At 62.3% G+C, this 17,074-nt stretch carries 8 protein-coding genes; 7 read left to right on the top strand and 1 reads right to left on the bottom strand.

Annotated features, from left to right (window positions below; genetic code table 11):
- The first annotated feature begins 69 nt into the window (after positions 1-69).
- The 7 genes from ACMCNM_RS08985 to ACMCNM_RS09015 all read left to right on the top strand — a co-directional run bounded on the left by ACMCNM_RS08985 (position 70) and on the right by ACMCNM_RS09015 (position 15,514).
- Positions 70-1,230, top strand: a complete 1,161-nt coding sequence (locus ACMCNM_RS08985) for a glycosyltransferase family 4 protein (RefSeq protein WP_186682317.1) — start codon at positions 70-72, stop codon at positions 1,228-1,230.
- Positions 1,227-2,216 carry a UDP-glucose 4-epimerase family protein gene (locus ACMCNM_RS08990; protein ID WP_412764230.1) on the top strand — a complete coding sequence of 330 codons (990 nt, stop codon included), beginning with the start codon at positions 1,227-1,229 and terminating at the stop codon, positions 2,214-2,216. Before ACMCNM_RS08985 ends, ACMCNM_RS08990 begins: the two co-directional genes overlap by 4 nt.
- Positions 2,213-3,226: an MraY family glycosyltransferase gene (locus ACMCNM_RS08995; protein ID WP_412764231.1), complete on the top strand. Its 1,014-nt coding sequence runs from the start codon at positions 2,213-2,215 to the stop codon at positions 3,224-3,226. Before ACMCNM_RS08990 ends, ACMCNM_RS08995 begins: the two co-directional genes overlap by 4 nt.
- 27 nt (positions 3,227-3,253) lie before the next feature.
- Positions 3,254-5,242: a polysaccharide biosynthesis protein gene (locus tag ACMCNM_RS09000; RefSeq protein WP_225935615.1), complete on the top strand. Its 1,989-nt coding sequence runs from the start codon at positions 3,254-3,256 to the stop codon at positions 5,240-5,242.
- A 370-nt stretch (positions 5,243-5,612) separates the two neighbouring features.
- Positions 5,613-13,115 carry an SDR family NAD(P)-dependent oxidoreductase gene (locus ACMCNM_RS09005; RefSeq protein WP_412764232.1) on the top strand — a complete coding sequence of 2,501 codons (7,503 nt, stop codon included), beginning with the start codon at positions 5,613-5,615 and terminating at the stop codon, positions 13,113-13,115.
- Between the two features lie 8 nt (positions 13,116-13,123).
- Entirely contained in the window at positions 13,124-14,476 is a 1,353-nt protein-coding gene (locus ACMCNM_RS09010) for an aminotransferase class I/II-fold pyridoxal phosphate-dependent enzyme (RefSeq protein WP_186682327.1), read from the top strand.
- 294 nt (positions 14,477-14,770) lie between these two features.
- Positions 14,771-15,514: a hypothetical protein gene (locus ACMCNM_RS09015; protein ID WP_412764233.1), complete on the top strand. Its 744-nt coding sequence runs from the start codon at positions 14,771-14,773 to the stop codon at positions 15,512-15,514.
- 513 nt (positions 15,515-16,027) lie between these two features.
- On the opposite strand, the gene ACMCNM_RS09020 is transcribed toward ACMCNM_RS09015, so the two are convergent.
- Positions 16,028-17,071 carry a phytanoyl-CoA dioxygenase family protein gene (locus ACMCNM_RS09020; RefSeq protein ID WP_412764234.1) on the bottom strand — a complete coding sequence of 348 codons (1,044 nt, stop codon included), beginning with the start codon at positions 17,069-17,071 and terminating at the stop codon, positions 16,028-16,030.
- Between the last annotated feature and the right edge of the window lie 3 nt (positions 17,072-17,074).

Raw genomic sequence — 17,074 nt, forward strand, 5'->3', positions numbered from 1 at the left:
CCAGTGGCCAGCCCAGAGGGCCCAGCAGGCGATAGAAAATAATGAACATGCAAATTGGAACCTCAAGCGATGTCGATCAAAGGCCTAAGGGTGGCGCGAATCTCAACGGTTCCGTTTTTTGTAGTGACCCAGCTCAGTGCGCAACTGCAAGCCCTGGGTGAGGCGGGCGCGCAAGTGCACGTGATTGCCAGCAACGACGAGCTGGTAGGGGCGCTTCAAGCCCGTGAGGACATACGTTTCATACCGGTCGAGATCGCGCGTGAAATCAGCCCTTTCAAAGACTTGGTCAGCCTGATTCGGCTGGTCGTCTTGTTCCGCAAACAGCGTTATGACATCGTGCATTCCACCACGCCCAAAGCCGGGTTGCTTACGGCAATAGCCGCGAAGATTGCCGGGGTCAAGGTGCGCCTGCACACTTTTACCGGGCAGCCTTGGGTGACCATGAGCGGGGCCAAGAAGAAGCTGCTCAAGCTCTGCGATATGCTCATCGCCAGGCTCAATTCACATACCTTCACCGACAGCGTCAGCCAGCGCGACTTCCTGGTAAGGGAAGGGGTGGTCGCTGCTTCGAGAATTTCAGTGATCGGTTCCGGGTCACTCGCCGGCGTTGATATTCGTCGTTTTGACGCCGCACGGTTTTCGACGTCTGCCAACGACGCAATGCGTCAACAGTTGGGTATTCCAGCGGATGCTAAAGTCTTGCTGTTCGTTGGCAGGGTGACGCCGGAGAAAGGCGTCGGTGAATTGATGCAGGCTTTTTTGAAGCTGCAAGCGCACTACCCTGAGCTTTATCTGGTGCTGGTTGGGCCCTATGAAGCGGACGGCCGCGCCGTGGTCGAGTCGCATTTGACGCCTGCATGTGTTGAGCGGGTGAAAGTGCTGGGCTTGCAAGCTGCGCCTGAGCAGTACATGGCGATCGCCGATCTGTTGTGCTTGCCGAGTTATCGAGAAGGTTTTGGCACCGTGGTGATAGAGGCGGCGGCGATGGGCGTGCCGACGGTAGGCACCGCAATCTACGGTTTGACCGATGCCATTGTGGACGGTGAGACAGGCTTATTGGTCCCCGTGCAGAATGCCGACGCCTTGGCCGAGGCTATTCGATCGCTTTTGGCTGAGCCTGAGCGTCTGAAGGAAATGGCCAGGCACGCCAGGGAGCGGGCTATAAGGGATTTTGATTCAGCACGGTGCTCAGCCTTGTTGATTGAAAAGTACGAAGGATTCAGCTCATGAGTGGCAGTCAGCCGTTATCTTCTTCTCAGCGCGTCCTCGTTACGGGCGCTAGCGGTTTTGTTGGGCGTGCGCTGGTGACGCGATTGCTGGCAAGCAATGACTTTGAGGTCGTCGCGCAGTTTCGCTCCAGCGCCTCTGCGCAGAAGAGCCTGGGAAAAGCCGTTGTCACACCCGCTATCAACAGTGAGACCGACTGGTCGTCGGCGTTGGCTGGGGTGAATGTGGTCGTGCATTGCGCGGCGCGCGTTCATGTCATGAACGAAACCACTGCAGATCCGTTGGCTGCATTCCGCGAGGTCAACGTGGAAGGCACGTTGAAGCTTGCGCGGGAGGCCGCTCGCTCAGGCGTTAGGCGCTTCATTTATCTCAGCTCGATCAAGGTCAACGGCGAGGGTACGGACGGAGCAGCCTTCACTGCCGAAGACGACTGCGGCCCGACCGACCCCTACGGCCTTTCGAAATGGGAGGCTGAAAAAGGACTCATGGAGCTGGCTCAACATTCGGCGATGGACGTCGTCATCGTCAGGCCACCGCTGATTTATGGGCCGGGCGTAAAGGCAAACTTCCTGAAGATGATCCAGTGGGTCGATCGGGGCGTGCCGCTTCCGTTGGCCTTGGTTGATAACCGCAGGAGTTTGGTTGGCCTGGAAAACCTGACCAACTTCCTGATCCATTGCATCGACCATCCTGGTGCAGCGAACCAGGTGTTCCTGATTTCAGATGGAGAGGATCTTTCCACCCCCGCGCTGTTGCGCAACGTTGCGCAGGCACTTGGAAAGCCCTCTCGTCTGCTGCCGTTCCCCGTCACGTTACTCCGTGGGTTCGCTGAACTGCTGGGTAAGCGGGCCGTTGTGGACCGGCTGTGCGGCTCGTTGAGAGTCGACATTGAAAAAAACAGCCGCGTGCTGGGCTGGACGCCTCGATCATCGGTTGCCGAAGAGTTGAAGCGCACTGTTAAAGCTTACCGTGAGCAGGAACCTAGATGAGCCTTTGGTTACTTTTACCCCTGACTGTGATTGTGTCGCTTGTATTGACTGCAGCACTGCGTCGTTACGCACTGGCGACGAGCATGATCGATGTGCCCAATGCCCGTAGTTCGCACACGATACCCACGCCCCGCGGCGGCGGTGTGGCGATCGTCGTCAGTTTTCTCATTGCGCTGGCATGGCTGGGCTATGTGGATGCGATCGACTGGGCTGTTGCTGTGGGCCTGTTCGGTGCCGGCCTGATTGCTGCCCTCGTCGGGTTTCTGGATGACCACGGGCACGTCCCTGCCGGATGGCGGTTGCTCGGGCATTTTGCGGCCGCTGCCTGGGGGCTTTTCTGGCTCAACGGTGCGCCACCGCTGGAGTTTTTCGGCGTTGTTGTTGATTTGGGCGTGATAGGCCACTTGCTGGCGGCCGTTTACCTTGTGTGGTTGTTGAACCTGTACAACTTCATGGATGGGATCGATGGGCTGGCGAGTGTGCAGGCGGTTACCGCATGCCTGGGGGGAGGCCTGCTTTGTTTGCTGGGGGGGCACATATCGCAACTGTGGCTGTCAGGGTTGATGCTGATGGCAGTGGCGGGCTTTCTGGTCTGGAACTTCCCGCCTGCGAAGATTTTCATGGGGGATGCCGGTAGTGGCTTCCTGGGGATCATGCTGGGCCTTTTCGCGCTCCAGGCAGCGTGGATTTCGCCGGCGTTTTTCTGGAGCTGGATGATACTGCTAGGGGTATTCATCGTTGATGCCACGTGGACGTTGATCCGCCGGCTGTTGCGCGGTGACAAAGTCCATGAAGCCCATCGCAGCCATGCTTACCAGTATGCTTCAAGGCATTATGGGAGCCACCGTACCGTGACCCTCGCTGTGCTGCTGATCAATATAGGGTGGCTGTTGCCCATCGCGTTGTTGGTGGGCTCTGCCCACCTCGACGGTATAGCCGGTCTTGTTCTGGCCTATATTCCCTTGGTGTGTTTGGCGTTAAGGTTCAATGCCGGATTGAAAGAGGCCTGACTAGCTATGGTTCAAGGATACGATAAGATGCGCAGCTGGCTTTTACAGCTAACGCGGCGCCAGAAGCGGCTGCTGCAGCTCTCTACTGACGTAGTGATGATCTGGCTCGCCTTGTGGCTTGCCTTTGTCGTTCGTCTTGGCATCGACGACCTGGCCAATCCGATCGTCGACCACATGTGGCTGTTCCTGTGTGCGCCGGTAGTGTCGATCCCGCTCTTCATTCGCTTCGGGCTGTACCGCGCGGTGATGCGTTATTTTGGTAACGACGCACTGATCGCCATCATCAAGGCGGTCACGCTGTCTGCGCTGATCCTCGGCTTCATCATCTATTGGTCCAGCAACCATCAGAACGTAGTGCCGCGTTCCATCACCTTCAACTACTGGTGGTTGAGCCTGATCATGGTCGGTGGCCTGCGGCTCGCCATGCGCCAGTACTTCCTGGGTGACTGGTTTGCTGCCGCCGTCCAGCACGTACCGTTCGCTCAACGAGACGATGGCCTGCCACGGGTGGCAATCTACGGGGCCGGCGCCGCCGGTAACCAATTGGCAACGGCGCTGCGCATGGACAAAGCCATGCGGCCCGTGGCATTCATCGACGATGACCCGAGCATTGCCGACCGTGTGATCGCTGGTTTGCAAGTGTATCGCCCAGAGCAACTGCAGCAGTTGATCGACGATACCGGCGCCCAGGAAATCCTGCTGGCACTGCCGTCATCGACCCGCACCCGCCGTCGGGAGATCCTTAACTTCCTCGAAGACTTCCCGCTGCATGTGCGCAGTGTGCCCAGCTTCATCGACCTGGCGAGCGGCAAGGTCAAGGTGGATGATATTCAGGAAGTGGACATCGCCGACCTGTTGGGCCGTGACCCGGTGCCCGCACAAAGCGACCTGCTTGAACGTTGCATCGCTGAACAAACCGTGTTGGTCACCGGTGCCGGTGGCTCGATCGGCTCCGAGCTGTGCAGGCAAATTCTTTCGCAGTCCCCGAAAACGCTGCTGCTGTTCGATCACAGCGAGTTCAACCTCTACAGCATTCTTTCTGAACTGGAACAGCGCATTGCCCGTGAGTCGCTGTCTGTTTGCCTGCTGCCGATCCTGGGTTCGGTACGTAACCAGGCGCAGATGCTCGACATCATGAAAACCTGGCGGGTCGATACGGTTTACCATGCTGCGGCCTACAAGCATGTACCGATGGTCGAGCACAATATCAGCGAAGGCTTGCTGAACAACGTCATTGGTACCTTGCACACCGCGCAAGCAGCATTGCAGGCCGGGGTCGCCAACTTTGTGCTGATTTCGACCGACAAGGCGGTACGCCCGACCAACGTGATGGGCAGTACCAAGCGCCTTGCCGAGATGACCCTGCAGGCCCTGAGCCGCGAGTTGGCGCCCGTACTGTTTGGCGATGGCGGCAATGTTTCGCAGGTCAACAAAACCCGCTTCACCATGGTCCGTTTCGGCAACGTGCTGGGCTCATCGGGCTCGGTAATCCCGCTGTTCCATAAGCAGATCAAGGCCGGCGGCCCGCTGACCGTTACCCATCCGAAAATCACCCGCTACTTCATGACCATTCCCGAAGCCGCGCAGTTGGTGATCCAGGCGGGTTCGATGGGCAAGGGCGGGGATGTGTTCGTACTCGACATGGGCGAGCCTGTGCGGATTGTCGAGTTGGCCGAGAAGATGATCCACCTGTCCGGTTTCAGCGTCCGCTCCGAACGCAACCCCATGGGTGACATCGCTATCGAGTTCACCGGGTTGCGGCCGGGCGAGAAGCTTTACGAAGAGCTGTTGATCGGTGACAACGTGCTAGCGACCCGCCACCCGATGATCATGAGTGCAAGCGAGGACTTCCTCCCTTGGGACGAGCTCAAGGACGCGCTGAACCAGTTGCTGGGCGCGGCGTCTGCAGATGATTTTGTACGGGTGCGTCAGTTGCTGCGTGAAACCGTGATCGGCTATGCCCCGGAAGGGGAAATCGTTGACTGGATTTATCAGCAGCGGCGCTTGGATCTGTAAGCATCCTCTGTGACACAAGGCCGCTCCTTATAGCAGCGGCCTGTTCTACACGATTAGCAGTGCCAGCCATGAGGGCCGCAATGGCCCTCATTAGAGCGGGGCAGCACTACCGCCCAGCGTTAATGTGAACCCCGCAGCACCCCAGGGTTTTCCCCACCCCCCCAACCCGCGTATCATCCCCTCACACAAATCTGAATATCCCCACGCCTGCTTCAGACCAAAGGTCTTGCGTTCCCAGCGTGCATAGCAGCTTCAGATAACCAGACGATCATCAGTGTCATAAAACGACCTGCCAGATTCATGGCCAGGCCAGGCATGCCGGCTGTCCGACGGATGGGACGGTGCCCGATGAGATTTGAAGGAATAGGTTTTGATTAAGCGTAGAAAGGTTGCAATCGTTGGCTGTTCGTACCGCTTCCCTGGATCTTCCAATGCCAGCTTCTGGCAAAACCTGATGGAGGGGCGCGACCTGGTCACCCAGGTCGACCCTTCTCGGTGGGAGAAATCTGAGTTTCTGCACCCGGACAAGGCCAACCCTGCGACCAGCTACACCTTCGCCGCGGGCACTTTGGGCGACATCAGCGCGTTCGACGCGGGGTTCTTCAATATTTCGCCGCGTGAAGCGGGGATGATGGACCCCCAGCAGCGCATGCTGCTGGAAATGTGCTGGGAAACCTTCGAAAACGCCGGGGTCAAGCCGTCGAGTCTGCGCGGCAGCAACTGTGGCGTGTACCTGGGCATCGCCGGTGTCGAGCAGTCCTACCGGCTGGTCGAAGACCTGGCGTCGATCGATGGTGCAACCGCCACGGGCAACACCATGAGCATTGCCGCCAACCGCCTGTCGTTCTTCTACGACCTGCGTGGGCCGAGCATGGCCATCGACACCGCCTGTTCCTCTTCGCTGGTGGCCTTCCACCAGGCGTGCCAGGCCATCCTCAGCGGTGATGTCGACCAGGCGCTGACCGGCGGCATCAGCCTGCACATGCACCCGTTTGGCTTCATGATCTTTGCCAAGGCGACCATGCTGTCGCGCACCGGGCGCTGCCAGTCATTCGATGAGAATGGCGATGGCTATGCGCGTTCGGAAGGCGGTGGGTTGTTCCTGCTCAAGGATTACGACCAGGCCGTGGCCGATGGCAACACGATTCTGGCCGTGGTTGCGGCCAGTGCGGTGAACACCGACGGGCGCAAGTCCAGCCTGACCCTGCCCAACGCCGAAGCCCAGGCCGCGCTGCTCAAGCAGACCTACGCCAAGGCGGGCATCAGCCCCGACCAACTCGATTATCTGGAAGCCCATGGTACCGGTACCTCGGTCGGTGACCCGATCGAAACCCGTGCCATCGGCGAAGCACTGGCCCAGGCGCGTGGCAATGGCAACCCGTTGCCGATTGGCTCGGTCAAAAGCAACCTTGGCCACCTGGAAGCCGCGTCCGGTGTGGCGGGCCTGATGAAGGCGCTCAACTGCCTGACCGAACGCACCGTGCCGGCCACCATCGGGGTCAAGGCGCTTAACCCGAATATCGCGTTCGGCGACCTGAACCTGCAGGTGGTCACCGAGCCGCTGCCGCTCAAGCCTGAAGGCCAACTGACGGTCGGCGTTAACTCGTTCGGCTTTGGCGGCGCCAACGCGCACGTCATCCTGCAGAGCCCCGAGCCGCAGGCTGCGCCGGCTAAAGCTGCCGAGGCGCGACGCGTACCGTTGCTGCTCAGCGGCAAGACCGAACAAGGCCTGCGCGCCACCGCCGAGCGCTTTGCCGCGTACCTGGCCGCCCACCCCGAGCTGGATTATTACGACGTGGCCTATCAGGCCATGTACCGCCGGGACGCGCACAGCCATCGCCTGCTGCTGGTCAGCGACAATGCCGCCGAAGCCGCCCAGGCCCTGGACGACTATGCCCAGGACCCAACCCTCAGTGAACTGAGCGCGGTGCTCGAAGCCGGCCAGGCACTGGAAGCCGCCTCGGCGCCGGTGTTCGTCTACTCCGGTAACGGCTCGCAGTGGCAAGGCATGGGCCGGGCGATGCTCGGTCAACCGCTGTTTGCTGCTGCGGTGGATGAAGTGGATGCGTTGTTCCAGCCGCTGGCGGGCTATTCGTTGCGCGCCGAGCTGCTGGGTGACAACGGCGAAGGCCGTTATGCCCGCACCGAAATCGCCCAGCCGGCGCTGTTTGCCTTGCAAGTGGCGGTGACCCGCGTGCTGGCCGCCGAAGGCATCCACCCTGTCGCGGTGATCGGCCATAGCGTCGGTGAAGTGGCCGCGGCCTGGGCCAGTGGTGCCCTGAGCCTGGAAGACGCCACCCAAGTGATCTACCACCGCAGCCGCCTGCAAGGGCTGACCCGCGGTACCGGGCAGATGACCGCCGTGGGGCTGTCGGGTGAAGCCGCTGGCGAGCTGATCACTGAACTGAAGCTGGACGGCCGCCTGGTCGTCGCCGGTGAAAACAGTGCCCGTGGCGCCACTCTGGCAGGTGAGGTCGACGCCCTGACGCTCCTGGAAGAAACCCTTGCCGAGCGCCAGGTGTTCGCCCGCCGCCTGGACCTGGACTACGCCTTCCACTCGCCAGCAATGAACCCGATTGAACAGGCCGTCATCGACGACCTCGCGCACATCCGCCCGCGCGCCACGCAGATCCCGTTCTACTCCACGGTGGTCGGCGGCGAGCTGGATGGCGAGCGCCTGGGCAACCACTACTGGTGGCAGAACATCCGCTTCCCGGTGCTGTTCCAGGGCGCCTTGGACGCGCTGGTGCGCAACGGCCATAACCTGTTCGTCGAGATCGGCCCGCACGCGATTCTGCGCAGCTACGTCACCGATGTGCTCAACCAGTGCGAGCAGCCCGGCCAGGTGGTCGGCACGCTCAAGCGCAACGACCACAGCCCGCTGCTGCTGGAGCGCACCGTGGCCCGCCTGCTGATTGCCGGCGTCGAGCCGCAGTGGGCAACGCGCTTCCCGGTTGCCGGGCGCCAGGTACGCCTGCCGAACTATGCCTGGCAGCGTGATCACTTCAGCTTGCCGGTGAGTGCCGAGTCGCACAGCCCCTTGAACCGCAAGCGCGTGCACCCGTTGCTGGGTTACCCCGTCGTCGACCAGCCGCTGACCTGGGAAAACCGCCTGGACACGCAACTGTTCCCGACCCTGGCTGACCACAAAGTGGGCGAGTCGGTGCTGTTCCCCGGTGCCGGTTTCACCGAGTTGGCCCTGGCGGCGGCGCAGTTGCACCAGCCAGGTGAGTTCGTTGACATCGAAGAGCTGGAAATCCACAACCCGCTGCTGCTGAGCAGCGAGGGCAGCAAAAAAGTCCGCGTGCACATCGAAGAGGCCGACGGCACGCTGCGCATCATTTCGCGCAACCTGGCGCAGCATGAAGACTGGGTGCAGCACGTGGTCGCGCGCCTTCCGGGCGAAGCCCGTGGCGTCATGCTGGACACCCGTGCGCCGGCGCTGCCACAGCGCCCGGCGGACTTCAGCGGCGAGCAGCACCTGGCACTGACCTGTGCGGTCGGCCTGAACTACGGCCCGGCCTACCAGACCGTCGCCGCGGCTTGGGTAGAAGAAGAGCAGGTTCTGGCGCAACTGGCCGTCCCTGCCGCCATCGAGCACGAACTGGACGCGCTGCACCTGCACCCGGCGCTGCTGGACGGTGCCTTCCAGCTGATTACCGAACTGCTGGCCAGCCGCCCGGGCCGCAACAATGGGCTGGCCTTCATCCCCGTCAAGCTGGGGCGTGTTGCCTTCAGCACGGCAGGTGCTGTGCCGGTGCTGGCCGAAGTACGCCAGCGCAAGCGCACCGCGCATTCGCTGTTGGTCGATTTCACCCTGTTCGATGCCAGCGGCGCTGCCGTGCTGGCGATCAAGGATGCACGCATGCGCGCCGTGCGCCTGCAGTACGACCGCAGTGGCGATATCAAGCGCCTCGGCCACGTTGGCCTGGCCGCACCGGGCAATGCCGTTGCGGTGCAACGCCACGCTGTGGCTGGTACGCCGGTGGCCGACGCGCTGCACAGCCTGGCCGACGAGCCGGCGCAGTTGCGTTACCTCAATGAAGTCGAACCGCTGCTGGATGTGCTGTGTGCCAGCTTTGTGCTCGACCTGGTCGAGCAGGCCGGTGGCCAGCTGAGCGCCGAACAGGTTGCGCTGTGGTCCCAGGGCCAGGGCGATTACCTGGCGACCCTGCTGCGCCACGCCGAGCAGGACGGCAATGTGCTGCGCAACGCCGATGGCAGCTGGCAGTTGGTCGACAGCGACGAGCGCCCGTCGTCGGAGGCCATCTGGCAGGAGCTGTTCCAGAGCTACCCCGAGTACTTCCAGATCATTCATTCGGTGGGGCGTATTGGCCGTCACCTGCCGACCTTGCTGACGGGCGAGCAAACGCTCGAAAGCCTGTTGCCGCGCGAAACCAGCGGCAGCAGCCTGGCGCGCCTGGTGCTCGGTGCGGCCGGCCAGCAGCGCCTGCTTACCGGTATCAGCCGAACCTTGGCCTTGCGCCTTGAGCAACTGCCGGCCGGGCAGCGCCTGCGTGTGCTGGAAGTCGGCTTTGGCGGCGCATCGTTTGCCGAGCTGCTGTACGCAGGGCTCGACTTCGACCGCATCGATTATGTCTACGCTGTGGCCGAGCCCGAGCTGCAGCAACGCCTGCATGACGATTGCCCTGCGCTGAGCGTGCTGAGCCTGGAGCAATTGGCCGACGCCGGCCGCTTTGACTGGGCACTGGTGCCGACCGACCTCGCCGCACTTGGCGCAGTGGGCGATGCCTTGCGCCAGGCCAGCGCGCAGCTTAACCCCCATGGCCAACTGGCGCTGCTGGGGCAATACCCGGCGCGTTGGGCTGATTTCGTCTTCGGTGGCGAGCCTGACTGGTGGCTGGCTGGCCCGCAGCACGCGCTTTCGCGTCAGCAGGCCCCGGCCTTCTGGAGCCATGAACTGCAACGCCACGGCCTTGGCCCGCTGCACACCGTCGATGCGTTGCCTGGCAGCGCGTGCGGTAGCTACGTGCTGCTGGCCGACAAGCCTGCGGGCGCTGTGCACGCCTCGGCAGAGGTGCCTGTGCAGCACTGGGCATTGCTTGCCGAAGCCGGGCAGGGCGCTGCCGAGTGGTTGGCCGCGCAACTGCGTGCCCAAGGCCAGCTCGTCAGCCTGCTGCTGCCTGGCGATGCGCAGGCGCTGGCTGCCCAGCTCAGCGCATTGGACCAGGCGCCAGCGCATGTGCTGCACCTGGCAGGCTTCGACAGCGCCGCCGGCCTAGACAACCAGGCTGAGCGCTGCTTGCAGGCAGCCGCACTGGTACAGGCCTGCGAGGCCCTGGCGCTGGCGCCGCAATGCTGGCTGCTGACCCGTGGCGCTGCCGAACACCTGTACGGCACCGACACCGCCGCCGACGTCGCGGCCATCGCTGACGCGGCGTTCTGGGGCTTTGGCCGCACCCTGGCCAACGAATCGGTCAATTGCCGCATTCGCCTGCTGGACCTGGCCCACGCGGCACCGATCGACCACGTGCTGCCCTCGTTGCTGCACGCCGACAGCGAAACCGAGTTGGCGCTGGATGCCGAAGGCCGCCGCTATGTGCCGCGCCTGCGTGTATTGGCAGACCAGCCCGCCAGCGCCGACAGCGCCGCGCAGTGGGTGTGCCTGGGCTTCGACCTGCCTGGCCAGCTTCGTAACCTGCGTTGGGAGCTGCGCGAGCCGCGCCAACCGGCGGCGGACGAGCTGGACATCGCCGTACGGGCCACCGGCCTGAACTTCCGCGACGTGATGTTCGCCCTCGGCCTGCTGTCTGATGAGGCGATCGAGAACGGCTTCTCTGGCCCGACCCTGGGCTTCGAGTTTGCCGGTGTGGTGCAAGGCAAGGGCGCTGACGTGCTTGGCGATTTCGCCCCGGGCGACCGCGTGGTGGGCTTTGGCCCGTGCAGCTTCGCCAACCGCCTGGTGACCAACGCCAACGCCGTGGCACGCATCCCAGAGGGCATGTCGTTCGAAGCGGCAGCGACCATTCCGAGCACCTTCTTCACCGTGTACTACGCGCTGCACCACCTGGCACGCGTAGAGCCGGGTGAGAAAGTGCTGATCCACGGCGCGGCTGGCGGCGTGGGCATCGCTGCGATCCAGATTGCCAAGTGGCTGGGTGCCGAGATCCACGCCACCGCCGGCAGCGACGAGAAGCGCGACTTCCTGCGCCTGTTGGGCGTGGACAACGTCTACGACTCGCGTTCGTTGGCCTATGCCGACCAGGTACTGGCCGCAACCGGCGGGCGTGGCGTCGATGTGGTGCTCAACTCGCTGGCGGGCGAGGCGATCAACCGCAACCTGCGTGTGCTGAAGCCGTTTGGCCGCTTCCTCGAACTGGGTAAGCGCGATTTCTACCAGAACACCCGTATCGGCTTGCGCCCGTTCCGCAACAACATCAGCTACTTCGGCATCGACGCCGACCAGCTGATGAGCGAACGCCCGCAACTGACCCGTCGCCTGTTCGCCGAAATGATGGCGCTGTTTGCCCAAGGCATCCTGCACCCGCTGCCATTCCGCGAGTTCGACGCCAACCAGGTGGTCGAAGCCTACCGCTACATGCAGCAGGCGCGGCAGATCGGCAAGGTCGTGATCACCTACGCCAACCCGATCGAACGCACGGTCGACACCCGCGAACAACCGCTGCGTAACGTGCAACTGGCAGCCGATGCCAGTTACCTGGTCACCGGTGGCCTGGGTGGCTTCGGCCTGCGCACGGCGCAATGGTTGATCGACAAGGGCGCCCGCCACCTGGTGCTGCTGGGCCGCCGTGGCCCGGCCAGTGCCGAGGCTCAGCCGCAGCTGGCGCTGTGGCAGGCTCAAGGTATCGATGTGCAGGCAGTGGCTTGCGATATCACGGATGCCGGCCAGCTGCGCGCGGTGTTCGAGCGCATCGCAGCCAGCCCATGGCCGCTGCGAGGCCTGGTGCATGCCGCGACAGTGATCGACGACAGCCTGATCCGCAACCTCGATGGCGACCAGCTGCGTCGCGTGCTCGAGCCCAAGGCCAAGGGCGCGCAGTACCTGCATGAACTGACCCAAGCGTTGCCGCTGGACTTCTTCGTGATGTTCTCGTCGGCCACCACCCTGTTCGGCAACCCCGGCCAGGCTAACTACGTCGCCGCCAACCACTGGCTCGAAGCCTTGGCGCGCCACCGTCGTGCCCAAGGGCTGGCGGCCACCGCAGTGCTGTGGGGCGCGATTGACGACGTCGGCTTCCTGGCCCGCAACAGCCAGATCAAGGATGCCCTGCAAAGCCGCATGGGCGGTGCTGCCCTGCGCGCCGAGGCGGCCCTGGCCCAGCTCGAAGCCATGCTGCTGAGCGGTGACAACGGCCAAGGCGTGCTCGAACTGGACTTCAAAGCCCTGTCGCGCTTCCTGCCGACCGCCACCTCGCCACGCTTCAGCGAACTGGCCCGTGCCCACGGCGGTGACCAGGAAGACGACAACGGCGGTGAAGACATCCAGCGCATGCTGGCCGAGCTTGACGATGCCGAATTGCTCGAGCGCTTTGCCGAGATGCTCAAGCACGAGGTGTGCGAGATTCTGCGCCTGCCGCCCGCGCGCCTGGATGCACAGCGCCCGCTGCAGGAACTGGGGCTGGACTCGCTGATGAGTGTCGAGCTGGTGGTGGCCTTGGAAGAGCGCTTCGGCATTCGCCTGCCGGTCATGGAACTCAGTGACAGTTCCAGCATCGATAAGCTCAGCGTGCGCTTGCTTGAGCTGTTGCGCGGTGAAGCCGGCACTGGCGAAGACCAGCTGGCGCAAAACGTGCTCGCCCGTCATGGCAGCGAACTCAGCGCCGAACAAGTGGCTGAACTGAATGCAGAACTGGCCGAGACCAGTGTGGCACCTAACCGATTGATTGACTAAGAGCTCAGATGACAGCCAAAACCCCGACCGGCCTTGGTGGCGACGCCAAGCAACGCCTGATCCAGCAAGCCCTTGCGCGGCGCCGTAACACAGGCGCCGAAGGCGCGGAAGGTGCCACCCTGGAGCAGGTGCAGCAGGCTGCATTGAAGGTGCCTGAAGCGTTTTACCGTTTCGACCAGCACCCGGGTTACCAGCACCTGCGGGTGATGCAACAAACCGCGCAGCGGCTGGGGCTGAGCAACCCGTTTTTCCGCCTGCACCAAGGCACCGCCGGCGCGCAGACCCAGATTGGCGAGCGCGAGTACCTGAACTTCGCCAGTTACAACTACCTGGGGTATTCCGGCCACCCCAGCGTTGCCGAGGCAGCCAAGGCGGCGATCGACCGCTACGGCACCTCGGTGTCTGCCAGCCGCCCGGTCTCGGGTGATCGCCCGCTGCACCGTGAGCTGGAGCAGGGGTTGGCCAGGCTGTACGAGGTGGACGACGCCGTGGTGATGGTCAGCGGCCATGCCACCAACGTCACCACTATCGGCTACCTGTTCGGGCCGCGCGACCTGGTGGTGCATGACGAGCTGATTCACAACAGCGTCCTGCAGGGCATTCAGTTGTCCGGTGCACGGCGTTTGAGCTTTGCGCATAACGACTGGCAGGCGCTGGACCGCCTGTTGAGCGAGCAGCGCCAGCACTTCGAGCGGGTGCTGGTGGTGGTCGAAGGCATCTACAGCATGGACGGCGACTACCCTGAGCTGCCCCGCTTCGTCGACATCAAGCGCAAGCACAAAGCGTTTCTGATGGTGGATGAAGCGCATTCGCTGGGCGTGATGGGGGCTACGGGTAAAGGTATCCGTGAGCACTTTGGCCTGGCGGGTGATGACGTCGACATCTGGATGGGCACCTTGAGCAAGACCTTGGCCAGTTGCGGCGGATATATCGCTGGCAGCACGGCGCTGATCGAGCACCTCAAGTTTCTGGCGCCGGGCTTTTTGTACAGCGTCGGTATGCCGCCGGCGGTCGCAGCGTCGGCCTTGGCAGCGTTGCAGCTGCTGGCGGCGGATAACGGGCGGGTTGCCCAGGTGCAGGCGCGGGGCGAGTTGTTCTTGCGCCTGGCGCGTGAAGCGGGCTTGGACACCGCCACCAGCACGGGGCTTGCGGTGATCCCGGTGATTACCGGCAGTTCGTTCAAGGCGGGGCGGTTGTCCAGTGCCCTGTTCGAGCGGGGCATCAATGCCCAGCCGATCGTCTACCCGGCCGTGCCAGAGCAGGCGGCGCGGGTGCGCTTCTTTGTCTCGTGCGAGCATACGCCCGAGCAGATCCAGCACACGGTGGCGGTGGTCGCTGAAGAGATGGCGCGGCTGGGGTGATGGGGTAAGGCCTGAGGGGCTGCTTGGCAGCCCTTGTGGCGTGCCATCAATGAGCCATCAATGATAGCTGGAATCTGGCCACTGCAAAGCGGCTAATCATATTAAATCGAAGCAAGAAAAGCCGAACTTACTTCGAGCGCTCTAGTGTTAAACATCTAAATAATTCCTCTTTAAAACGACGCAAAAAAGTGTCTGTGTAAAGTTTGCGTAACGCCTGCAACTTTAAAAAATACGACTATCGTGATCATTAACCGGGCCACCCCCTGGGCCCGTCGTGTATCCGATGGAGTACTTATGAGCAGAGTGACTCTTGCTGCTGTTGTATCGGCGTGCGTCTGCGCCGTGCCAACCGTTTGCGATGCGACTTCTCACACTGCACCGGCTTTTGCGTTTGGCTTACAGGGAAGCTACACCGAACAGGAATTCACCGGGCACGGTAAAACCGACACGGAACATATGCCAGAAGGCGGCGCATTCATTAACTTCGGCAATAAAATGACGTCAACCGACGGGTTCATTTATCAGGCAGAACTCAGCGGCCTCTATAGCAAGCACCAGAACCAGAAGGTCAAGGACGCGCAGGCCGACCTCGACCTGGGCTGGCGTATTGCGCTGGCTGAGCGCCATTCCGTCGACCTGCTGGTGGGCGGCGGTTACAAATGGAACCGCCTGCAGCCGAACAACCGCAAATACGACATCGACCTCACCAACCGCACGCCTTTTGCCAAGGTGGCGCTGGGTTACAACTACCGGTTCGATACCGCGACCCTACGTTTCGAAGCCGGCATGCGTAAGCTGATCAATGGTGATTCGCAATTGGAGATCCATGGCATCAGCAACGAGAAAGTGGACTTGAAAGATGGCACTCACCCGTTTGCTGAAATGAGCCTGCTGTTCAATCAGGACGGGATGATACCGATGATTGCCTCGTTGTATTACAGCCGCTTTGAATATGAGTTGGACGGGCAGTTTGCAATGACCCCAACGGATACTCAGGTGCAGGATGAATACGGTATAAAACTTGGCGTCAGCTTTTAATCTTGCACACGCAAGGGTTTTGCAATAATTAATGAAGTGACCCTGAGCCAACCGCCAGGCGCAATCCTTGTAGGAGCAGCCTTGTGCTGCGAAGAGGCCGGTGCCAGCACAATCGATCTTCGCTGCTGCCACTGGCGTCTTCGCAGCACAAGGCTGCTCCTACAGGTGTCTGTGCTGACCGAAGGAATAACTGAACACACGCAAGGGCTTTCGCCAGGCGCAGTCCCTTGTAGGAGCAGCCTTGTGCTGCGAAGAGGCCGGTGCCAGCACAATCGATCTTCGCTGCTGCCACTGGCGTCTTCGCAGCACAAGGCTGCTCCTACAGGTGTCTGTGCTAAGCGAAGGAATAACTGAGCGCACGCAAGGGCTTTCGCCAGGCGCAGTCCCTTGTAGGAGCAGCCTTGCGCTGCGAAGAGGCCGGTGCCAGCACAATCAATTTTCGCTGCTGCCACTGGCGTCTTCGCAGCACAAGGCTGCTCCTACAGGTCGGTGCTGACCGACGGGATAACCGCCTTAAATATGCGGCGACTCATAGGCATTCAGGTGCTCCACAAACCGCCAATGGCTCTTCTTGTCAAAACCCATCCAGCGCTTCAGGCGGATGTCCCAGCGCATGTGATGGTTGGCAATCCACGGCAGGGCAAACAGGTGCGCCCCGCGCCAAGGGATGAACGGGTTGCGCCGCAAGCTGGCGTAAATTTCTACCCGGTGGCTGGCCTGGTGGCTGGCGCAGCGGGCATGGAAGCCGGATGTATCGGCCACCACCAGGGTATTGGCAGGCACCGCAAAGCGGCGCGGCTGCGGCAGGCCCAGGGCGGCGAGGTCGGGGGTGTCGATACGGAACGAGCCCTCGCGGTGCATCTGCTCGGTCGAGCGGGCAGCGCCCAGGCTTTGCTGATACTCCCACGCCAGGCGCTCGGGCGTCAGGCGGTGCGACCCCGGCACATAACTGAACGGCCCCTGGTCGTCGGCCACGTCATCCAGGAATAACCACGCCTTGGCGGTGGGGTGGAAAGTATCTGCGTGCAAGCGGGTTTGCGGGTCTAGGTCGGCATTGGCAGCATCGATGATGATCGACTGCAGCTGATAGGTAATGCCGCCCGTGTTGGACGATGCATAGGCAATCAGGTCCCGTACCCCACGGTCCGCCACAAACGCCGCACTGGCCGGGTTGCTGGCCAGCACATCCTGGTCAAGGCTGACCCGGCGGGTAACCGCACGCCCTTGGCGCATCTCCCAACCCGTGCTGCGCAAGGCACCCAGCTCGGCGCGCAACGCCGCGAACTGGTCAGCGGGCAGGGCGTTTTCGCGGATGAAAAACCCGTTTTCTTCAAAATGCGCACGCTCGCCGGCATCCAGGCGCGATGCCAGGGCCTGGCGACGGTAGCTGGCCATGGCCATCGCCAATTGGCGACGCTGCACATGCAGGCCAAGCGCATTGAGCCGCGCACTGCCGAGCACCGGGTTGTTCTCGAACGATTTCGCGTGGGTGGCCAGTTGCATGCAATGCCAGGGGAGCGCCGCATAGCGGCCGATGTCCTTGATCGATACGGGCATGTT

The organism is Pseudomonas sp. NGC7 (assembly GCF_047159675.1).
Taxonomy (GTDB): domain Bacteria; phylum Pseudomonadota; class Gammaproteobacteria; order Pseudomonadales; family Pseudomonadaceae; genus Aquipseudomonas; species Aquipseudomonas kermanshahensis.